Genomic DNA, 19,462 nt, shown 5'->3' on the forward strand with positions numbered 1-19,462 from the left:
GCTTTAGGCCTGAACGGCCTCGTCCTCGAACTCCCCCACTCTCGGCTTCGCTCGAGCGGGGGGACCCCCATGACGGGCTGAAAGATCAAGCCCCGCCCGGCAAAAATCAGCCCCTCCGGCGTTTGAGGAGCGGGGGTCCGGGGGCTGGCCCCCGGGTCGGGACGGATAGGGGCGGCGGGGGCGAAAAACCCGGGGTGCCCCGACCTCAGCCCCGCAGCTCCGAGAGCACCGCGTCCGTGAGCACCGGCCACGCCTCGACCGCCCAGGGCCCGAAGGCCCGGTCGGTCAGCGCCACGCCCGCCGCTCCCGCGTCCGGGTCGATCCACAGGAACGTACCCGCCTGCCCGAAGTGCCCGAAGGTCCGCGGAGAGGACGTAGAGCCCGTCCAGTGCGGCGACTTGGAGTCACGGATCTCGAAGCCGAGACCCCAGTCGTTGGGATTCTGATGCCCGTACCCCGGCAGGACACCCTTCGTCCCCGGGTACTGCACCGTCATCGCCTGCGCCACCGTCCGCGGATCCAGCAGCCGCGGCCCCTGCACCTCGGCCGCGAACCGCAGCAGGTCCTCGACCGTAGAGACGCCGTCCTTGGCGGGGGAGCCCTCCAGGGAGGTGCCGCTCATCCCCAGCGGTTCCAGCACAGCCTGCCGCAGATACTCCCCGAACGGGATGTCCGTCGCCTTGGCGATGTGGTCGCCGAGCTGCTCGAACCCGGCGTTGGAGTACAGCCGTCGCTCCCCGGCCGGCGCGGTCACCCGGTGCTCGTCGAACGCGAGCCCCGAGGTGTGGGCCAGCAGATGGCGGACCGTCGAGCCGGGCGGCCCCGCCGGTTCGTCGAGCTCGATCGCGCCCTCCTCGTACGCGACGAGGGCGGCGTACGCGGTGAGCGGCTTGGTGACCGAGGCGAGCGGGAAGCGATGGCCGACCGGGCCATGGGTGCCGAGGACCGAGCCGTCGCCCCGCACCACACCCGCCGCGGCGGTGGGAACCGGCCAGTTTTCGATCAGCGCAAGGCTCTTCAGCGACATGCCGTCGAGCCTAAGCGCTCACAGCGCGAGCTCCAGCAACGGGTCGGGCTTGGGCTTGAAGCCGAGCGATACATAGAGCGGCTCGGCGTCCGGGGAGGCGGTGAGGTGCACGCGCGCGGCACCGCGCTCCCGGAACCAGTCCAGCAGCACGTCCATGCACGCGCGCGCGTACCCGCGACGGCGGGTGTCCGGATCGGTCGCCACGCTGAAGACGTAGCCGACCACCCCGTGCGGATCGCCCGCCTTCCCGATCCGGTAGTCCACCGTCCCGGCCACCAGCGCGGCCAGCGCCCCCGGCCGCTCAGGATGGTCGACGACGAACGCGGCGAAGTTCCCCTCCGTCACGCCCAGCCTCTCCCGCAGCCCCGGCAGTGACTGCTCGTGCCAGTCCGTGGCAGGATCCGACCCCGGCAGCGCATCGATCATCACCTGGCGCAGCCGCAGCACTTCCTGCGCGTCCTCGGGTACGGCCCGGCGTACAAGACTCATGCCCCGCACGCTAGTCACCGCCAGAGCCACATGTCCCGCTGATTTCTGCCGTGCTTGTTTCTGCTGTACTCATTTCTTACGGGTTCCGCTTGCTTGGAGTGCACTCGAAGGTCATAGCGTTGAGGCCATGACGGTGATGGAGACCACGCCCACCCGGACCGACATCTGCGGTGCCCCGCCCCACCCCCATCGACGCCCCGAAGGCCAGGACAGTTACACGATCAGCGAGGTCGTCGCGTTCACCGGCCTGACCGCGCACACCCTGCGCTGGTACGAGCGCATCGGCCTGATGCCGCACGTGGACCGCTCGCACACGGGTCAGCGCCGCTACAGCAACCGCGACCTCGACTGGCTGGACCTCGTCGGCAAGCTCCGGCTCACCGGTATGCCGGTCGCCGACATGGTGCGGTACGCGGAACTGGTGCGCGAGGGCGACCACACGTTCGGCGAGCGCTTCGAACTGCTCGAGCAGACCCGCCGGGACGTGCTGTCCCGGATGGCGGAGCTCCAGGACACCCTCGCGGTGCTCGACCGGAAGATCAGTTTCTACGCGGAGAAGGTGCGATGACGAACAGCAGGATCCCGACCGTACGACTGGGCGCCGACGGCCCCGAGGTCGGCGTACAGGGCCTCGGCTGCATGGGCATGAGCTGGGCGTACGGCCCGTCCGACGCGGAGGAGGCGCGGGCCACCCTGGAGCGGGCACTGGAGCTGGGCGTCACGCTGTACGACACGGCGGAGGGCTACGGCGACGGCGACAACGAGCGCTTCCTCTCGCCCTTCTTCAAGGCGCACCGCGACGAGGTCGTCATCGCGACCAAGTTCGGCGTACGCGTCCCGGCGGGCGACCGCACCAAGCGGGTCATCCGCGGCGACGCGCCGTACGTCCGCCAGGCCGCCGAGGGCAGCCTGAACCGCCTCGACGTCGACTTCATCGACCTGTACTACATGCACCGGCGCGATGTGAACGTCCCGATCGAGGAGACCGTCGGCGCCATGGCCGAGCTGGTCCGCGAGGGCAAGGTCAAGCACCTCGGCCTCAGCGAGGTCACCGCCGACGAACTGCGCGCCGCGCAGGCGGTGCACCCGATCGCCGCCGTGCAGTCGGAGTGGTCCCTGTTCAGCCGGGACATCGAGGCCAACGTGGTGCCGGCCGCCCGCGAACTGGGCGTGGCCCTGGTCCCCTACTCCCCGCTCGGCCGCGGCTTCCTCGCCGGCTCCTTCTCCAACGCGGACAAGGACCTCACCGACGGCGACGTCCGCCGCACGATGCCCCGCTTCCAGGGCGACAACGCGGCCGCCAACGCGGCCCTCCTCGACCCCATCCGCACAGTGGCCGAGGCCCACGACGCCTCCCCGGCCCAGATCGCCCTGGCCTGGGTCCAACAACGAGCAACCGTCCACAACCTGGCAGTGGCCCAGATCCCGGGCACGACAAAGGTCAAGAGGGTGGAGGAAAACGCAGCGGCAACGGCAATCGTCCTGACGGAGGACGAACTGGCGGCGCTGGAGCCGATCGCGTCAAAGGTGGCCGGAACGCGCTACCCGGACATGTCCTTCGCCTCTGCGGGCAGGGAGTAGAACCCTCACGGGGTGGCGGGGGCCGGCTCCTGCACGGAACCCCGCACCCCCTAAAGCTCCGCCAACAACTCCGCCTTCTTGACGGAGAACTCCTCATCCGTCACCAGCCCCGCCTGATGCAGCTCCCCCAGGTGACGGATCCGCTCGGCGATATCCGCAGGATCCCGCCGCGGCCCGGCGGCCGACATCACAGCCGCCGGCCCGGCATCCCGCACCGCGGCAAGCACAGCCGCCGCAAACGGCAACGACTCATGCACAGGCCCGTACCCCAGCCCGAACACCACAGCCGCCGGATCCTGGTCCACCTGCTCAGCCTGCGCAGCACCCCGCAACAACCGCAGATGCCCCTCGAACACCTCCGGCGACCGCCACTCCACCCCACTCAGCTCACTGACGGGAAAGCTCTGGTCGCCGGCCTTCCACTTGGCGGAGGACGCCCCCGTCCAGAACCACCGGAAGTGCACGGTCTTCCCGTCGAAGGACGCCTTCGCGTCATACGCCTTGAACTGCCGCGGCGCCTCGGGCGCAGCCACCAGAAACCGCTCGGCGGGCTCCCCGTCCGCGGTCAGCAGGCCCCGCAGCTCATCGGCGTAGTACTCGGCGAGAGCGTCCCGCTCGGCAGGCAGCACCAGCCGGTACGGATCGCACCCTTCCTTCAGCTGCCCCGCAGCCGCCTCCAGCAGCGGATCGGCGCCGGGCCGTACCTCCGCCCGCAGGACGACGGTACCGCGCTTGCCGGGCGACAGCGTCACCCCGGAGATCGCCTCCAGCGGCACCCGGCGCTCCCCCAGCGCCTGGAAGAGCTTAGGTGTTCGAATCCCCCGTTCGTAGCGGATGAGCACGGAGTCGGACTCGAACTCCCAGGCGGCATGAAATCCGGCCAGTACGTCACCCATGCGGCTCATCGTATGCATGACCCGCTCCTCCGTCTCCACCCCGCGCAGACCGCAGTTTCTGCTCCTCTACGCGCGTCCGGCCGTGGACACGCCGGACAAACCCTCCCGGCACACGTTCTCCTCGCGTGCGCAGTGCACCGACTGGTACGCGCCAACGCCGATCTCCGCCAAGTTCTGCACGCTCTCCGTGCCCGGCTCGAAATAACCGGCATGCCCCACCGCACCCTGTGCGGACAGCACCCGCGCCCCGAACGCGGCCGACACCGGGTCGGCCCCGTGGCCCAGCCCGCCGAGCTCCAGGTACGGAACGTCCTGGACCCAGTCGGTGGCGTCCCGCATCGCCCACACCTGGGCGGTGGTGCGCAGGTGGGAGGCGTTCGACACACGCATGCCGGGGCTGGCGGCCACCGCTATGTCGGCCACCCGGCGCGGCAGTCCGGGCGCGGCGATACCGCACACCACGGAGCCGTAGCTGTGGCAGAACAGCGAGACCGGCGCCTTGCCGGGCAGGCCGCGCAGCATGGCGTTCAGCCGCAGCGAGCCCTCCGCCGCGCGCATCGCCGTCGCCGAGTCGATGCCGAGCCCGGCGGGCGCCGTGTAGTCGGCCCAGGCGATCACGGCCGTACGCGTCGTCGGGCTCGCCGCCTGCTCCGCCGCGTACAGCGACTGGGCCATGCCGAGCGCCGCCGAGTACGGGCGGTTGGTCTTCTGGAAGGTGAGCAGGTCGGTGTCGACGCCGGGGACGACGACCGACACACGCTCGGCGCGCTGCAGGTCCCCGATCACCTCCGCGACCCGCCCCGAGCCCTCGGGGTCGAAAGCGAGGATCTGCCGGCCCTGCTCCAGCAGCGACTCGTAGCGGTGCATACGCCGGCCGGCGTCATTCTGCCCGACGAGCGAGAGCCGGCTGTCGTGCATACGCCCGAGCTCGACCTTGCGCTGCTCGGCGAGCGCCAGACGGTTGGCGCGGTAGCGCAGCGCGAGAGGAGCACCGTTCATGTTGCCGACCGCGAGGGGATAGCGGTGGGCGAGGTGGGTGCGCTCCTGGGCGGTGAGCGAGGCGAAGAAGCGGGCGAGGCGCGCGGGGGACGCTTCGGGGTCCGGCAGGTGGTGCCCGTTGATGGCGCCGTGCTCCCAGGAGGAGAGCGAGGCCTGCAGCGGAGTCACCGCGCGATGGCTGTGCATGGCCGTCCACCCGGTGGTCGCCAGCATCACGAACACGACGGCCAGCGCGAGCAGGGCGCGCCAGACGTTCAGTTGCGGGGAGGTGTCGAAGGAAGTCACTGGGAGGACACACTAGGAGAACGAGAGGGTCTCGCGTGAGCTGAGTGACGGGTCTCACGTTTCGATAAACGCGGCGATGACCTCAGTGTCTGTCAATGTCCTCGCGATGTGCCTCAGCGTGTTCGCCAGCTCTCCGTGAGTGCCGGGCCCACCTGTTCGAGGTACGAGATCGTCAACGCGCGCATCGCCTCGACGCTGAAGTCCTCGCCGGTGGACCACTGCCGTTCCGTCACCCGCATCACCCCGCCGAAGACCGCCACGGCCAGGCGCGGCCGCGGGTCGGCGTCCACGTCCAGGCCCTCCCGCTCGGCGAGCACCCGCGCGATGGCGTCCTCGGTCTCCTCGTTGCGCCGCAGATGCGCGGCGAGCAGGACCGGCGTCGACTCGATCACCCGGTGCATCCGCAGATACAGCTCGACCGGTACGACGGCCTCGATGATCTCGTGGAGGGTGTCCCAGCCCTCCAGGACCGCCTGGCGCAGCGCGGCCAGCGGCGCCTCGTCCGCCGGTCGTTCGCGTACGGCCTCGACGAACCGCGCGACCGCCAGCTCCTGCAGGGCGAGCGCGGCCTCCTCCTTGCCGGCGAAGTAGCGGAAGAAGGTGCGCTGCGAGACGTCGACGGCCTCGGCGATGTCGTCGACGGTCGTCTGCTCGTAGCCGCGCGTGGTGAACAGTTCGACGGCGGCCCGCAGCAGCGCGTCCCGGGTGCGCTGTTTCTTGCGTTCGCGGAGTGTTTCCATATGCGTCAGTTACTGACTTGTGAATTGGTTTGTCAATTGTCAGTGGCTGTCACTAGCCTCGAACACATGACTAGTCAGACCACCATCGACACGACGGGGCCGGGGGACAAGGCACCGGCAGCCCCGTCGGACGTGCCGCAGGCCTCCGGGCTGCGCGGCCACCCGTGGTTCACGCTCATCACCGTCGCCGTCGGGGTCATGATGGTGGCCCTCGACGGGACCATCGTGGCCATCGCCAACCCGGCCATCCAGAAGGACCTCAAGGCGAGCTTCGCCGACGTCCAGTGGATCACCAACGGGTACTTCCTCGCCCTCGCGGTCTCGCTGATCACCGCGGGCAAGCTCGGCGACCGCTTCGGGCACCGCCAGACCTTCCTGATCGGCGTGACCGGCTTCGCCGCCGCCTCCGGTGCCATCGGCCTGTCGAACAGCATCGCCGCGGTCGTCACCTTCCGCGTCTTCCAGGGCCTGTTCGGCGCACTGCTGATGCCGGCCGCGCTCGGCCTGCTGCGGGCGACCTTCCCGGCCGAGAAGCTCAACATGGCCATCGGTATCTGGGGCATGGTCATCGGCGCCTCCACCGCCGGCGGCCCGATCCTCGGCGGCGTCCTGGTCGAGCACGTCAACTGGCAGTCGGTGTTCTTCATCAACGTGCCGGTCGGCGCGATCGCCCTGATCCTGGGCCTGCTGATCCTGCTCGACCACCGCGCAGAGAACGCACCGCGCTCTTTCGACCTGCTGGGCATCGCCCTGCTCTCCGGCGCCATGTTCTGCCTGGTCTGGGCTCTGATCAAGGCCCCGGCCTGGGGCTGGGGCGACGGCAAGACCTGGACGTTCATAGCCGTCTCGATCGTCGGCTTCGTCCTCTTCTCCTTCTGGGAGACGAAGGTCAAGGAGCCGCTGATCCCGCTGAACCTCTTCCGCTCGGTCCCGCTGTCGGCGGGTGTCGTGCTGATGGTCCTGATGGCCATCGCCTTCATGGGCGGCCTGTTCTTCGTGACGTTCTACCTGCAGAACGTGCACGGCATGAAGCCGATCGACGCCGGCCTCCACCTGCTTCCGCTCACCGGCATGATGATCGTCGGCTCCCCGCTCGCGGGCGCGCTGATCACCAAGCTGGGCCCGCGCATCCCGCTGGCGGGCGGCATGGCGGCCACCGCCATCGCCATGTACGGCATGTCGACGCTGGAGACGGACACGGGCAGCGCCGTCATGTCGCTGTGGTTCGCCCTGCTCGGCCTCGGTCTCGCGCCGGTCATGGTCGGCGCCACGGAGGTCATCGTCGGCAACGCGCCCATGGAGCTCTCCGGCGTCGCCGGCGGCCTCCAGCAGGCGGCGATGCAGATCGGCGGCAGCCTCGGTACGGCCGTCCTCGGCGCCGTGATGGCGTCCAAGGTCGACAGCGACCTCGCCGGCAACTGGAAGGACGCCGGCCTCCCTCCCCTCACCCCGACCCAGCTGGGCCAGGCCTCCGAGGCCGTCCAGGTCGGTGTGGCCCCGGTCGCCAAGGGCACCCCGGAGGCGATTGCTGCGAAGATCGCAGATGTCGCGCACGACACGTTCATCTCCGGCATGAGCCTGGCCTCCCTGGTCGCGTGCGGCGTCGCGGTCGTGGCCGTCTTCGTCGCCCTGCTCACCAAGCGCGGCGAGAATGCGGAGGCGGGCGCGGGCGCGGCTCACATCTGACGCGGCGGAGCCCGGCGAACTTGACGGGTTTTCAACGGACTTCGCCTATCAGGGTGAAGAAGCTAAAGATTCCTCGCATCCGGTGCGCACCGCAGGCCACAGTGGTCAAGCCCTCCCGCACGGCATGTTCCTCGGGCAAGTTCGTACGGTGTGGAGGGTGACCGGTGCTGCGGCGCGCTGCCGGAGGGGGTCAGCGCGCCGGCAGCTCTGAGGATTAGGAAGCGCACCGGGGGTACCCGCTCGTTGAACCCCGAACAGACCCCGGGGTTCTGGGAGTTGATGATGGCGGGCTTCGGACATGGAACGCGCAGGTACCCCCGCTCACGTGGCCGTACGTGGTCACGGACCGGGCCGGATCGCGCAACGCTCGGAATCATCGGAACCATCTGCGCGGTCGCGGGATTCTTTGTGCTGGGGATCATCCTCGGCCCCGTCGCGATCGTCTGCGGCTGGCTCGCAATGGGCCGGACCTGGGCACGCTCAGGTCCCATACCGGCCCTGGTCGCCCTCGTTCTGGGCGCCATCGACACGCTCCTGGCGGTCATCTGGCTGGCAGGAGCGGCGACCCCGGGCAACGGTCTCTTCTGACCCGGGGCGAGTGAGGGAAGGGCCCCCGGCGGATGGGCCGGGAGCCCACCCCAGGGGCAGTCGTGCTTCCCCCAGTGCCTGAAGGGCCTGGGAGGTGCCCCCAGGGGCGGCGCCCGTCCCAGAGAGGACGGCACCCCGCAGCGCGGGCAGGCGAACCCGGCCCCGCAGCAACCCCGTTCACGGCGTACCCGACGGCTCCCGCAACGCCGCCACCTCGGCCCGAAGCGCCCGCACCTCCTCCGTGAGCGCCTCGATTGCCTCCGTCTGCCGTCGCTCCTCCACGTCATCCTTCTCGAACCGCGCAATGAACCACGCGGCGATATTCGCGGTCACCACACCCAGCAGAGCTATCCCGGCCAGCATCAGCCCGACGGCGATCATCCGGCCCAGCCCGGTCGTCGGTGCATGATCCCCGTACCCCACGGTCGTCATCGTCGTGAACGACCACCACACGGCATCACCCAGCGTGCGGATGTTCCCGTTCGGCGAGTCCCGCTCCACCGAGAGCACGGCCAGCGACCCGAACATCAGCAACCCGATGACGGCACCTGCGACATACGTCGTCAGCTGGATCTGCGAGGCCATCCGCGCCCGCCGCCCGACGAGTATCAGCGTCGACACCATCCGCAGCAGCCGGAACGGCTGAAGCATCGGCAGCACGACCGCACACAGGTCTATCCAGTGCGTCCGCACGAACTCCTTACGCCGCGGGGAGAGCCCCACCCGTACCAGATAGTCCGTGGCGAACGCCCCCCAGACCACCCACTCCACCACCGTGCACGCGGACGTCAGTGAGTGCCCCGCGGAGTGGTCCACGATCGGCACGGCATACGCAACGGCAAAAGCCACCGCGAGCGCCAGCAGGGGCCGCTGGGTGTACTGCTCCCAACGCCCCTGCGCCGTCTGTAGCTTCATGCCCGCATCGTAAAGAATGAGTAAGGGCGGCGAGACCATCCGGTCCCGCCGCCCTCACATCGGCCTCGGTGTTACGCGTCGCCGCCGGCAGCCCCAGGATCCGCAGCCGCAACATCCAGCAACTGATACCGGTCGATGGCCTGCTTCAGCACCGACCGGTCCACCTTCCCCTCCTTCGCCAGTTCCGTAAGCACCGCCACCACGATCGACTGCGCATCGATGTGGAAGAACCGCCGAGCCGCCCCCCGGGTATCGGCGAAGCCGAACCCGTCGGCACCCAGGGACTGGTAAGACCCCGGCACCCACCGAGCGATCTGGTCCGGAACCGCCCGCATCCAGTCGGAAACGGCCACGAAGGGCCCCTGCGCCCCCGACAGCTTCTGCGTCACATACGGCACCCGCTGCTCCTCCTCGGGGTGCAGCAGGTTGTGCCGCTCGGCGTCCACGGCCTCGCGCCGCAGCTCGTTCCAGGAGGTCGCCGACCAGACGTCGGCCTTGACGTTCCACTCCTCGGCGAGGATCTTCTGCGCCTCGAGGGCCCACGGCACCGCGACACCGGACGCCATGATCTGCGCCGGAACCGACCCCGAAACGCCCTCGGAGAGCCGGTGGATGCCCTTGAGGATGCCCTCGACGTCCACGTTCGCAGGCTCGGCCGGGTGCTGGATGGGCTCGTTGTAGACGGTGAGGTAGTAGAAGACGTCCTCGCCGTGCGGGTGCTCCGCGTCCCCGCCGTACATCCGCCGCAGACCGTCCTGGACGATGTGCGCGATCTCGTACGAGTACGCCGGGTCGTAGGCGACACAGCCCGGGTTGGTCGACGCGAGCAGCTGCGAGTGGCCGTCCGCGTGCTGCAGACCCTCACCGGTCAGTGTCGTACGGCCGGCGGTCGCACCCAGTACGAAACCGCGCGCCAGCTGGTCGGACATCTGCCAGAACTGGTCACCGGTGCGCTGGAAACCGAACATCGAGTAGAAGACGTAGACCGGGATCAGCGGTTCGCCGTGCGTGGCGTACGCCGAGCCCGCCGCGATCAGCGAGGCGGTGCAGCCCGCCTCGGAGATGCCGTCGTGCAGCATCTGACCGGTCGGCGACTCCTTGTACGCGAGCAGCAGATCGCGGTCGACCGCCTCGTACTGCTGACCGAGCGGGTTGTAGATCTTCGCGCTCGGGAAGAAGGAGTCCATGCCGAACGTGCGGTACTCGTCCGGTGCGATCAGCACGAACCGCTTGCCCAGCTCCTTGTCCCGCATGAGGTCCTTCAGTAGCCGTACGAAAGCCATGGTCGTGGCGATCGACTGCTGACCGGAGCCCTTCTTCACGGTCGCGTACGTCCTGTCGTCCGGCAGGGCGAGCGGCTTGGAGCGGACGACGCGGGTCGGGACGTAGCCTCCGCACTGCTTGCGATGGTCGTGCATGTACTGGATCTCTTCCGAGTTCCGCCCCGGGTGGTAGTACGGCGGAAGCCCGCTCTCCAGGTCCTTGTCGGAGATCGGCAGGTGCAGCCGGTCGCGGAAGCGCTTGAGGTCGTCGACCGTCAGCTTCTTCATCTGGTGCGTGGCGTTGCGGCCCTCGAAGTTCGGGCCGAGCGTCCAGCCCTTGATCGTCTTGGCCAGGATCACCGTCGGCTGGCCCTTGTGCGCCTTGGCCGCCGAGAACGCCGCGAAGATCTTCTTGTGGTCGTGACCGCCACGGCCCAGGTGCAGGATCTGGTCGTCGGTCATGCCCTCGACCATCGCGCGCAGCCGCTGGTCGTCGCCGAAGAAGTTCTCGCGGATGTACGCGCCGGACTCGGTGGCGTACGTCTGGAACTGGCCGTCCGGCGTCGTGTTCATCTTGTTGACGAGGATGCCGTCGCGGTCCTGCGCGAGCAGCGGGTCCCAGGAGCGGTCCCAGATCAGCTTGATCACGTTCCAGCCGGCGCCGCGGAAGACCGACTCCAGTTCCTGGATGACCTTGCCGTTGCCGCGCACCGGGCCGTCCAGGCGCTGCAGGTTGCAGTTGACGACGAAGGTCAGGTTGTCCAGGCCCTCACGGGCGGCGATGGTCAGCTGGCCGAGCGACTCCGGCTCGTCCATCTCGCCGTCGCCGAGGAAGGCCCATACATGGGACTTGCTCGTGTCGGCGATCCCGCGCGCGTGCATGTAGCGGTTCATCCGGGCCTGGTAGATCGCACCGATCGGGCCGAGGCCCATCGACACGGTCGGGAACTCCCAGAAGTCCGGCATCGAGCGCGGGTGCGGGTAGGAGGACAGGCCGTAGGGAGCCTTCGACTTCTCCTGGCGGAAGCCGTCCAGCTGCTGCTCGCTGAGGCGGTCGAGCAGGAACGCGCGGGCGTAGATGCCCGGGGAGGCGTGGCCCTGGAAGAAGACTTGGTCGCCGCCGTCGCCCTCGTCCTTGCCGCGGAAGAAGTGGTTGAAGCCGACGTCGTAGAGGGACGCCGAGGAGGCGAAGGTGGCGATGTGGCCGCCGACGCCGATGCCGGGGCGCTGGGCGCGTGAGACCATGACCGCGGCGTTCCAGCGGGTCGCGTTCAGGACCTTGCGCTCGATCTCCTCGTTGCCGGGGAAGAACGGCTCGTCCTTGGTCGCGATCGTGTTGACGTAGTCCGTGCTGCGCATCTCGGGCACGGCCACGCGCTTCTCGCGGGCCCGCTCGATCAGCCGCAGCATCAGGTAGCGGGCCCGCTCACGGCCGCGCTCGTCGACGGCGGCGTCCAGGGAGTCGAGCCACTCCTGGGTTTCCTCGGGATCGAAGTCAGGAACCTGACTCGGAAGGCCGCCAATGATGATCGGGTTGCGATCGGATCCGGAAGCCACGCTGTTCCTTACCTGTCAGAGGGCTGCATTGAGCTGCTTTTCGGTATGCCTGCACCGTTCCCCATCGTGGACCTCGGGAAAGCAAACGTCATCTCTACCGAGAGGTAACCGAGACCTACGTCAGCTCCGGCTGGTTCCCAATGCCACAAAGGGGGCAGAAGGGTGTGGTGTAGGTCACTTGTGGCGACGGTTGCATGCCTGGAGTTGCGGTGACACGGCCAGGATCGTCACCGTTTCGGCGGTCTGAACGGCCGGGTACTTGCGCGATCCGCCCCGCCCGTGTGGACTACGGCCAATGCTTCGCGCACGCGCGTGGCTGAGATACTCACCAAGACATGATCAGGAGGCAACCCGTGAGCGCGACCGCGGACCACGCGGAGACGAGCCCTGCCGTCAGGCTGGGGTTCCAGCCCGAGCAGGTGGTCCAGGAGATCGGCTACGACGACGACGTAGACCAGGAACTCCGCGAGGCCATTGAGCAGGTCATCGGCAGCGACCTTGTGGACGAGGACTACGACGACGTCGCCGATGCCGTGGTGCTCTGGTTCCGCGACGAGGACGGCGACCTGACCGATGTGCTGGTGGATGCCACCACGTACATCGAGGAGGGCGGCTCGATCCTGCTGCTGACGCCGAAGACCGGCCGCGACGGCTACGTGGAGCCGAGCGACATCTCCGAAGCCGCGACGACGGCGGGGCTGTCCGCCTCCAAGAGCGTCAGCGTGGGCAAGGACTGGAGCGGCAGCCGGCTGGTGACGCCGAAGGCCGCCAAGTCGAAGCGGTGACGCTCCGCCGGACCCGCCGGATTCTGGGGGCTGCGCCCCCAGAGCCCCCTTCGGCCTGAACGGCCTCGTCCCCAAACGCCGGACGGGCTGAGTTCACTCAGCCCGTCCATCGGCTTTCGGTGATCGCTGCGTAGGGTGGTGCCACCACCCGAACAGCCCCCACCGAAGGGACAAATAAGACCATGGCGATCCAGGTCGGCGACAAGGCCCCCGACTTCGAGCTCAAGGACAACCACGGCGCCACCGTGAAGCTCTCCGAGTTCCGTGGCGGCGAGAACCCGAAGAACGTCGTCCTGCTCTTCTACCCCTTCGCCTTCACCGGTGTGTGCACCGGCGAGCTGTGCGAGGTGCGGGACAACCTGCCGCAGTTCTCCGACCGCGACACCCAGGTGCTCGCCGTCTCCAACGACTCCATCCACACCCTGCGCGTCTTCGCCGAGCAGGAGGGCCTGGAGTACCCGCTGCTGAGCGACTTCTGGCCGCACGGCGAGGTCTCCCGTGCCTACGGCGTCTTCGCCGAGGACAAGGGCTGCGCGGTGCGCGGCACCTTCGTCATCGACAAGGAGGGCGTGGTGCGCTGGACCGTCGTCAACGCGCTGCCGGACGCCCGCGACCTGAACGAGTACGTGAAGGCGCTCGACACCCTGTGATTCTTCGACTCCAAGCCATGCGTGGTGCGGGAACCCGTCACTAGGATCGACACGTTGATCCGATATCAAACGCATGGCGGGGCTCCCCGCCCCTGGACACCAATGGAGGACTCGTGGGAGTCAGCCTCAGCAAGGGCGGCAACGTATCGCTGACCAAGGAGGCCCCGGGCCTGACCGCGGTCATCGTCGGTCTGGGGTGGGACGTCCGCACCACGACCGGTACCGACTTCGACCTGGACGCCAGCGCACTGCTGCTGAACTCCTCGGGCAAGGTCAGCAGCGACGCCAACTTCGTCTTCTTCAACAACCTCAAGAGCCCGGACGGCTCGGTCGAGCACACCGGTGACAACATCACCGGTGAAGGCGAGGGCGACGACGAGCAGATCAAGATCAACCTCGCGGCCGTCCCGGCCGACGTCGAGAAGATCGTGTTCCCGGTCTCCATCTACGACGCCGAGAACCGCCAGCAGTCGTTCGGCCAGGTGCGCAACGCGTTCATCCGCGTGGTGAACCAGGCGGGCGAGGCGGAGATCGCACGCTACGACCTCTCCGAGGACGCCTCGACGGAGACCGCCATGGTCTTCGGCGAGCTGTACCGGAACGGTGCGGAGTGGAAGTTCCGCGCCATCGGCCAGGGGTACGCGTCGGGCCTGCGAGGCATCGCGCAGGACTTCGGCGTGAACGTCTGAGACCCGTCAACGTCCGGCGTCGCACCGTTTGCGTGCGGCGCCGGACGTGCAGACAACCAAAGAAGCACCATCTCGGGGAGGACCAGCATCATGGGCGTCACGCTCGCCAAGGGGGGCAATGTCTCCCTGTCCAAGGCCGCACCCAACCTGACCCAGGTGATGATCGGGCTCGGCTGGGACGCGCGCTCCACCACCGGAGCCCCGTTCGACCTCGACGCCAGCGCCCTGCTGTGCGGTGCCGGCAACCGGGTCCTGGGCGACGAGTACTTCGTCTTCTACAACCAGCTCAAGAGCCCGGAGGGCTCGGTGGAGCACACGGGCGACAACCTCACCGGTGAGGGCGAGGGCGACGACGAGTCGATCCTGGTCGACCTGACCCAGGTGCCGGCCCACTGCGAGAAGATCGTCTTTCCGGTCTCGATCCACATGGCCGACGAGCGCGCCCAGACCTTCGGACAGGTGAGCAACGCCTTCATCCGTGTCGTCAACCAGGCCGACGGCCAGGAGCTCGCGCGCTACGACCTCAGCGAGGACGCCTCCACCGAAACCGCGATGATCTTCGGTGAGCTCTACCGCTACCAGGGTGAGTGGAAGTTCCGAGCGGTGGGTCAGGGGTACGCGTCCGGGCTGCGGGGCATCGCTCTAGACTTCGGCGTCAACGTTTCGTAAAGCCGGGGGCAGGTGGTCACGCCCCGGTGAAACGGGGGAGAGCCACCTGCTGCGCCTAGGAAACGAGGCAGGTGGCCCTCCGGAATCTCACCGACCGTGAAAGGACGGGAGTCCGGTCATTATGCCCAAGCCACAGCAGCCCGGAGAAACGCCCCCGCTCGACAACAGTCTGAGCCCGCTGGTCAGCGCTCTGATGTACTGCGCCGCGCTGGCCGCCGGTGTCGTCGTCATCGTGGCCGGGCGGGCCACGCCGGTCGAGGCCTCCGGCTACATCTCGCCCTTCCTCGTCATCTTCGAGAGAGTGATGGCGCGTCGCTAGGTCCTGTCCCCCTCCACCTGGGCTTTCTCGGGACAGACGCCCCTGATTGCCGGGATGGACGGCCAGGCTAGACTTCGTGGTCAACAGTGGGTAAAGCCGAGTGCGGCGCGGGGGAGACCCGTACCGATACGGATTGGGTAGCCAGTGCTTCTGAAAACCTTCGGCTGGTCGTTCGCGATTACCGCGGTCGGCCTGGCCGTCGCCGTCCTCTACGGGGGGTGGGAGGCCTTCGGCATCGTGGCGATCCTCTCCATCCTCGAGATCTCGCTGTCGTTCGACAACGCGGTGGTCAACGCCGGAATCCTGAAGAAGATGAACGCCTTCTGGCAGAAGATCTTCCTCACCGTCGGCGTCCTCATCGCGGTCTTCGGCATGCGGCTGGTCTTCCCGGTCGTGATCGTCGCGGTCACCGCCAAGAAGAGCCCCATCGACGCCGTCAACCTGGCCCTGACCGACAAGGACCAGTACCAGCAGCTCGTCACCGACGCCCACCCGGCGATCGCCGCCTTCGGTGGCATGTTCCTGCTGATGATCTTCCTCGACTTCATCTTCGAGGACCGGGACATCCAGTGGCTGCGCTGGATCGAGCGCCCGCTGGCCAAGCTCGGCAAGGTCGACATGCTGTCGGTCTGCATCGCCCTGGTCGTCCTGCTGATCACCTCCTTCACCTTCGCGGTCCACGCCCACCAGCACGGCGGCGCGCACGTCGACAAGGCGCAGACGGTACTTGTCTCCGGCATCGCCGGTCTGATCACGTACATGGTCGTCGGCGGGCTCTCCGGCTACTTCGAGGACAAGCTCGAGGAAGACGAGGAGCGGGAGCACGAGGAGGAGGAAGAGGCCGCTCGCACCGGCAAGAAGCGCTCGGCGGTCGCCCTCGCCGGCCAGGCCGCGTTCTTCATGTTCCTCTACCTCGAGGTCCTCGACGCGTCCTTCTCCTTCGACGGCGTGATCGGTGCGTTCGCCATCACCAACGACATCGTGCTGATGGCGCTGGGTCTCGGCATCGGCGCCATGTACGTCCGTTCGCTGACCGTGTACCTGGTCCGCCAGGGCACCCTCGACGACTACGTCTACCTGGAGCACGGCGCGCACTACGCGATCGGTGCGCTGGCCGTGATCCTCATGGTCACCATCCAGTACCAGATCAACGAGGTCATCACCGGCCTCGTCGGTGTCGTCCTGATCGGCTGGTCCTTCTGGTCCTCGGTGCGCCGCAACAAGGCGCTCGCGGAAGCCGAGGGAAAAGCAGCGGGCTCGGACGAGAAGACTGAGATCTCGTCCGGGGTGTGACGTACCTGCGGGGCAGGGAACGCTCTGTGCGGGGCGGCCGGTCTCCGGTCGCCCCGCCGGTTTTTCAAGTGGAGCCGGGTCCAGCGGGGCCCGGGTGAATCTGGGGGCGGGAATGGGCTTCTTGGACGGACTCCGAGGCGGACGCGAGGCCGACTTCGACTCGGGCAGCGCCGCCACCAACTCCATCGAGCTGACCAAACGGCACCACCAGGTCTCCCTCACCAAGCAGGGCGCCGCCACCGGGCATCTGCGCATCAACCTGAGCTGGCGGATGCGGACGTCCGACATCGGCGGGCCCCAGCGGGAGTCCCTGTGGCGGCACCCCTTCAAGGCGCTCAGGCCGCCGGAGGTCATGGGGCACAGCCAGAGCATGGTCAACGTCGACCTCGACCTGGCGTGCCTGTACGAACTCCAGGACGGCACCAAGGGGGTCGTGCAGCCGCTCGGCAACTACTTCGGGGACGTCAACTCACCGCCGTACGTCAAGCTCAGCGGCGACGACCGGTTCGGGTCGGCTTCCGGCGAGACGATGTACGTCAACCTCGACCACCGGGACGAGATCAAGCGGCTGCTGGTGTTCGTGTACATCTACGACCAGACGCCGGCGTTCGACCGTACGCACGCGATCGTGACGCTGTATCCGAGCAACGGGCCCCGGATCGAGATCCATCTCGATGAGCGGCATCCGCAGGCTCGGTCGTGTGCGGTGGTGATGATCGAGAACGTGAAGGGGGAGTTGGTGGTGCGGCGTGAGGTGAAGTTCGTCTACGGGTTCCAGGCGGAGTTGGACCGGTTGTACGGGTGGGGGTTGCAGTGGGGGCGGGGGTACAAGTCCGCGGTGGAGCGGTAGCCGCCGCCCAGGCGCTCGGGGCTCCCTACCGCCCGATGAACTGCGGCCCCTGCGGCGGCAGCCGGAAATCCGGGTTCGGGGCCGGGACCGTTGCCGGGGGCGGGTAGCCGTAGCCGGTGGAGGCTGCTGCCGGCTGGGGGTAGCCGTAGGCGGGTTGGGTCGGGGGCGGCTGCTGGGGGTAGCCGTAGGCCGGTTGTGTGGGGACCGCGCTGGGCTGCTCCGGGGGGAGGGGCTGGGAGGGTTCGGGGGCGGGCTCCGACTCGTCCACCGAGATGCCGAACTCCGTGGCCAGGCCCTTCAGGCCGTCCGAGTAGCCCTCGCCCAGGGCGCGGAACTTCCAGACGTCGCCACGGCGGTACAACTCGCCGCAGATCAGGGCGGTCTCCTGGCCCGTCTGCGGTTTGATGTCGAAGAGGATCAGCGGCTCGTCGGCCGCGCTCGCCGCGTCGTACAGCAGGATGCGTAGTCCCTGTACGTGATCGAAGGTGACGTCGTCCGCCGAAGCGACCAGGAGAATCCGGCTGACATCGGCCTCGACTCCGGCCAGATCTGTCTGGATCGTGTCGGTGAGGCCGTCGGCGACCCGTTTCTTGCCGAGCCACCTCGCCTTCCCGGAGGGGTGCCGGGGCTGGTTGTAGAAGACGAAGTCCTCGTCGGAGCGCACACGACCGTCGGGGCCGAGGAGCAGCGCCGAGGCGTCCACGTCCGGGACCCCCTGCCCGGGCGTCCAGCGCAGCACGGCGCGTACCGTGGTGGCCTCGAGCGGGACGTTCGACCCCTTCAGCATCGCGTGCGTCATGCGGTCATCCTGCCCTCTCGGTCCTGATCACGACAACGCGGGGGTAGGGGCCCGCGGCAGGGTCGACGGCCTGTCGAATCGGCGTCGACATGGCCGAGTTACCAGAAATTCATGCCCTGCGGGAACCCCTGACATGACTTTCTACGTACTATTACCGGCCACCCATTACCAATCCATAGCCTTACCTGGCGGCACGGGGGAGTTCTATGCGTCATTTCGGGCACATCGCCCCGGAGGTGCGGCAGCGCCTCTTCCATCAGGAGCCGTGCGAGTTCGACACGGGCTCCCCGGCCCGGGTGCTCTCCGCGGCCCTGGGCGCCACGCTCTACAGTCCGGCCACCAGGCCGCGGCTCGCCGACGACATCGTCAAGCAGGCCGGACTCGGCGTGGTCTCGATGGTGCTGTGCCTGGAGGACTCGATCGACGACGCGGACGTGGTCGCGGGCGAGGAGAACCTCGTCCGCCAGTTCGCCGACCTGGCCGGGCGGGAGAGAGCCGAGCTGCCGCTGCTGTTCGTCCGGGTCCGTACGCCCGAACAGATCCCCGACCTCGCCCAGCGGCTCGGGGCGAGCGTCAGGCTGCTGTCCGGGTTCGTGATGCCCAAGTTCACCGAGGAACGCGGGATCCCCTTCCTGGAGGCCCTGGCGAGCGCCGAGACCCTGAGCGGGCACCGGCTGTTCGCCATGCCGGTGCTGGAGTCGCCCGAGCTGCTCTACCGCGAGTCCCGGGTGGAGACGCTGGAGGGCATCGCCCGCGCCGTCGACAAGTACCGCGACCGCGTGCTCGCACTGCGCCTCGGCGTCACCGACTTCTGCTCCTCGTACGGCCTGCGCAGGGCCCCCGACATGACGGCGTACGACGTCCATGTCGTCGCCTCCGTGATCTCCGACGTGGTGAACCTGCTGGGGCGGGCCGACGGCACCGGGTTCACGGTGACCGGGCCGGTGTGGGAGTACTTCCGGGTCCCGGAGCGCATGTTCAAGCCGATGCTGCGGACCAGCCCCTTCCTCGAGGGGCAGGCCGTCGAACTGCGCGAGAAACTGATTGAGCACGCCATGGACGGGCTGCTGCGGGAGATCTCCCTGGACCAGGCCAACGGCCTGCTGGGCAAGACCTGCATCCACCCCTCCCATGTACTGCCCGTGCACGCACTGTCCGTGGTCAGTCACGAAGAGTTCGGCGATGCCGCGGACATCCTGCGGCCCGAGCGGGGCGGTGGGGGTGTACTGAGGTCGGCGTACACCAACAAGATGAACGAGGTGAAGCCGCACCGCGCATGGGCCGAGCGGACCATGCTGCGGGCCGAGGTGTTCGGCGTCGCCCGCGAGGACGTCAGCTTTGTGGATCTGCTCGCCGCGGGCATTCCCGGCTGAGCCGGACGAT

Annotated in this window: 20 protein-coding genes; 12 read left to right on the top strand and 8 right to left on the bottom strand. The window is 68.3% G+C overall.

The features are described from left to right. Positions 1-205 precede the first annotated feature (205 nt). Together AB0N07_RS38875 and AB0N07_RS38880 are read right to left on the bottom strand one after the other, a co-directional pair. Entirely contained in the window at positions 206-1,027 is an 822-nt protein-coding gene (locus AB0N07_RS38875; RefSeq protein ID WP_365843555.1) for a serine hydrolase domain-containing protein, read from the bottom strand. Between the two features lie 18 nt (positions 1,028-1,045). After that, positions 1,046-1,516 (bottom strand): GNAT family N-acetyltransferase, encoded by a 471-nt coding sequence (locus AB0N07_RS38880; protein ID WP_365843557.1) that lies wholly within the window; start codon positions 1,514-1,516, stop codon positions 1,046-1,048. A 127-nt stretch (positions 1,517-1,643) separates the two neighbouring features. On the opposite strand from AB0N07_RS38880, the gene AB0N07_RS38885 reads away from it, so the two are divergent. Then, on the top strand, positions 1,644-2,084 hold the full coding sequence (locus AB0N07_RS38885; RefSeq protein ID WP_365843559.1) for a MerR family transcriptional regulator: 441 nt from the start codon (positions 1,644-1,646) through the stop codon (positions 2,082-2,084). Further along, positions 2,081-3,097 (top strand): aldo/keto reductase, encoded by a 1,017-nt coding sequence (locus tag AB0N07_RS38890; protein ID WP_365843561.1) that lies wholly within the window; start codon positions 2,081-2,083, stop codon positions 3,095-3,097. Before AB0N07_RS38885 ends, AB0N07_RS38890 begins: the two co-directional genes overlap by 4 nt. A 50-nt stretch (positions 3,098-3,147) precedes the next feature. Here the strand turns inward: AB0N07_RS38890 and AB0N07_RS38895 are convergent, their stop codons facing one another. The 3 genes from AB0N07_RS38895 to AB0N07_RS38905 all read right to left on the bottom strand — a co-directional run bounded on the left by AB0N07_RS38895 (position 3,148) and on the right by AB0N07_RS38905 (position 6,017). Continuing rightward, positions 3,148-4,002, bottom strand: coding sequence for a DUF4429 domain-containing protein (locus tag AB0N07_RS38895; RefSeq protein ID WP_365843607.1), 855 nt, complete (start codon positions 4,000-4,002; stop codon positions 3,148-3,150). A 57-nt stretch (positions 4,003-4,059) separates the two neighbouring features. Beyond that, positions 4,060-5,277: an alpha/beta hydrolase gene (locus tag AB0N07_RS38900; protein WP_365843563.1), complete on the bottom strand. Its 1,218-nt coding sequence runs from the start codon at positions 5,275-5,277 to the stop codon at positions 4,060-4,062. Positions 5,278-5,390: 113 nt separating this feature from the next. Next, entirely contained in the window at positions 5,391-6,017 is a 627-nt protein-coding gene (locus AB0N07_RS38905; protein ID WP_365843565.1) for a TetR family transcriptional regulator, read from the bottom strand. A 66-nt stretch (positions 6,018-6,083) separates the two neighbouring features. Between AB0N07_RS38905 and AB0N07_RS38910 the strand changes: the two genes are divergently transcribed. Both AB0N07_RS38910 and AB0N07_RS38915 read left to right on the top strand, forming a co-directional pair. Further along, positions 6,084-7,703, top strand: coding sequence for an MFS transporter (locus AB0N07_RS38910; protein WP_365843567.1), 1,620 nt, complete (start codon positions 6,084-6,086; stop codon positions 7,701-7,703). Between the two features lie 279 nt (positions 7,704-7,982). Beyond that, a complete protein-coding gene (locus AB0N07_RS38915) occupies positions 7,983-8,291 on the top strand; it encodes a small hydrophobic protein (protein ID WP_351471076.1) in 309 nt (102 codons plus the stop codon). Positions 8,292-8,468: 177 nt separating this feature from the next. Here the strand turns inward: AB0N07_RS38915 and AB0N07_RS38920 are convergent, their stop codons facing one another. Beyond that, positions 8,469-9,206: a potassium channel family protein gene (locus AB0N07_RS38920; protein WP_365843569.1), complete on the bottom strand. Its 738-nt coding sequence runs from the start codon at positions 9,204-9,206 to the stop codon at positions 8,469-8,471. 71 nt (positions 9,207-9,277) lie between these two features. Further along, the gene (gene aceE, locus AB0N07_RS38925) at positions 9,278-12,025 is read right to left on the bottom strand and encodes a pyruvate dehydrogenase (acetyl-transferring), homodimeric type (protein ID WP_365843571.1); all 2,748 of its coding nucleotides are present in this window, start codon (positions 12,023-12,025) and stop codon (positions 9,278-9,280) included. Positions 12,026-12,378: 353 nt separating this feature from the next. Here aceE and AB0N07_RS38930 point away from each other — a divergent pair, with 353 nt between their 5' ends. From AB0N07_RS38930 to AB0N07_RS38960, 7 genes are all read left to right on the top strand, one after another. Then, positions 12,379-12,810 (top strand): DUF3052 domain-containing protein, encoded by a 432-nt coding sequence (locus AB0N07_RS38930; protein ID WP_030931848.1) that lies wholly within the window; start codon positions 12,379-12,381, stop codon positions 12,808-12,810. A gap of 182 nt (positions 12,811-12,992) precedes the next feature. Then, positions 12,993-13,460: a peroxiredoxin gene (locus tag AB0N07_RS38935; RefSeq protein WP_365843573.1), complete on the top strand. Its 468-nt coding sequence runs from the start codon at positions 12,993-12,995 to the stop codon at positions 13,458-13,460. A 113-nt stretch (positions 13,461-13,573) separates the two neighbouring features. Continuing rightward, entirely contained in the window at positions 13,574-14,149 is a 576-nt protein-coding gene (locus AB0N07_RS38940; RefSeq protein ID WP_365843575.1) for a calcium homeostasis/redox stress adaptation protein, read from the top strand. Positions 14,150-14,239: 90 nt separating this feature from the next. After that, complete coding sequence (locus AB0N07_RS38945; RefSeq protein ID WP_351470240.1) at positions 14,240-14,818, top strand: TerD family protein; 579 nt, start codon at positions 14,240-14,242, stop codon at positions 14,816-14,818. Positions 14,819-14,939: 121 nt separating this feature from the next. Then, positions 14,940-15,137, top strand: coding sequence for a hypothetical protein (locus AB0N07_RS38950; RefSeq protein ID WP_365843577.1), 198 nt, complete (start codon positions 14,940-14,942; stop codon positions 15,135-15,137). A 144-nt stretch (positions 15,138-15,281) separates the two neighbouring features. Next, positions 15,282-16,430: a DUF475 domain-containing protein gene (locus tag AB0N07_RS38955; protein WP_365843579.1), complete on the top strand. Its 1,149-nt coding sequence runs from the start codon at positions 15,282-15,284 to the stop codon at positions 16,428-16,430. 112 nt (positions 16,431-16,542) lie between these two features. Then, on the top strand, positions 16,543-17,280 hold the full coding sequence (locus tag AB0N07_RS38960; RefSeq protein ID WP_365843581.1) for a Tellurium resistance: 738 nt from the start codon (positions 16,543-16,545) through the stop codon (positions 17,278-17,280). Between the two features lie 25 nt (positions 17,281-17,305). Here the strand turns inward: AB0N07_RS38960 and AB0N07_RS38965 are convergent, their stop codons facing one another. After that, positions 17,306-18,079, bottom strand: a complete 774-nt coding sequence (locus tag AB0N07_RS38965) for a TerD family protein (protein WP_365843583.1) — start codon at positions 18,077-18,079, stop codon at positions 17,306-17,308. Positions 18,080-18,285: 206 nt separating this feature from the next. On the opposite strand from AB0N07_RS38965, the gene AB0N07_RS38970 reads away from it, so the two are divergent. After that, positions 18,286-19,452 carry an HpcH/HpaI aldolase/citrate lyase family protein gene (locus tag AB0N07_RS38970; protein WP_365843585.1) on the top strand — a complete coding sequence of 389 codons (1,167 nt, stop codon included), beginning with the start codon at positions 18,286-18,288 and terminating at the stop codon, positions 19,450-19,452. The last annotated feature ends 10 nt before the right edge of the window (positions 19,453-19,462 follow it).

The sequence above is a fragment of the Streptomyces sp. NPDC051172 genome (assembly GCF_040682555.1).
In the GTDB taxonomy this organism is placed as follows: Bacteria; Actinomycetota; Actinomycetes; order Streptomycetales; family Streptomycetaceae; genus Streptomyces.

What these genes read in the sequence shown, in the direction of transcription:
- AB0N07_RS38875 (WP_365843555.1), bottom strand. Translation starts at nt 1,027, where the DNA reads ATGTCGCTGAAGAGCCTTGCGCTGATCGAAAACTGGCCGGTTCCCACC.
- AB0N07_RS38880 (WP_365843557.1), bottom strand. Translation starts at nt 1,516, where the DNA reads ATGAGTCTTGTACGCCGGGCCGTACCCGAGGACGCGCAGGAAGTGCTG.
- AB0N07_RS38885 (WP_365843559.1), top strand. Translation starts at nt 1,644, where the DNA reads ATGACGGTGATGGAGACCACGCCCACCCGGACCGACATCTGCGGTGCC.
- AB0N07_RS38890 (WP_365843561.1), top strand. Translation starts at nt 2,081, where the DNA reads ATGACGAACAGCAGGATCCCGACCGTACGACTGGGCGCCGACGGCCCC.
- AB0N07_RS38895 (WP_365843607.1), bottom strand. Translation starts at nt 4,002, where the DNA reads ATGAGCCGCATGGGTGACGTACTGGCCGGATTTCATGCCGCCTGGGAG.
- AB0N07_RS38905 (WP_365843565.1), bottom strand. Translation starts at nt 6,017, where the DNA reads ATGGAAACACTCCGCGAACGCAAGAAACAGCGCACCCGGGACGCGCTG.
- AB0N07_RS38910 (WP_365843567.1), top strand. Translation starts at nt 6,084, where the DNA reads ATGACTAGTCAGACCACCATCGACACGACGGGGCCGGGGGACAAGGCA.
- AB0N07_RS38915 (WP_351471076.1), top strand. Translation starts at nt 7,983, where the DNA reads ATGATGGCGGGCTTCGGACATGGAACGCGCAGGTACCCCCGCTCACGT.
- AB0N07_RS38920 (WP_365843569.1), bottom strand. Translation starts at nt 9,206, where the DNA reads ATGAAGCTACAGACGGCGCAGGGGCGTTGGGAGCAGTACACCCAGCGG.
- AB0N07_RS38935 (WP_365843573.1), top strand. Translation starts at nt 12,993, where the DNA reads ATGGCGATCCAGGTCGGCGACAAGGCCCCCGACTTCGAGCTCAAGGAC.
- AB0N07_RS38945 (WP_351470240.1), top strand. Translation starts at nt 14,240, where the DNA reads ATGGGCGTCACGCTCGCCAAGGGGGGCAATGTCTCCCTGTCCAAGGCC.
- AB0N07_RS38950 (WP_365843577.1), top strand. Translation starts at nt 14,940, where the DNA reads ATGCCCAAGCCACAGCAGCCCGGAGAAACGCCCCCGCTCGACAACAGT.
- AB0N07_RS38960 (WP_365843581.1), top strand. Translation starts at nt 16,543, where the DNA reads ATGGGCTTCTTGGACGGACTCCGAGGCGGACGCGAGGCCGACTTCGAC.
- AB0N07_RS38965 (WP_365843583.1), bottom strand. Translation starts at nt 18,079, where the DNA reads ATGACGCACGCGATGCTGAAGGGGTCGAACGTCCCGCTCGAGGCCACC.
- AB0N07_RS38970 (WP_365843585.1), top strand. Translation starts at nt 18,286, where the DNA reads ATGCGTCATTTCGGGCACATCGCCCCGGAGGTGCGGCAGCGCCTCTTC.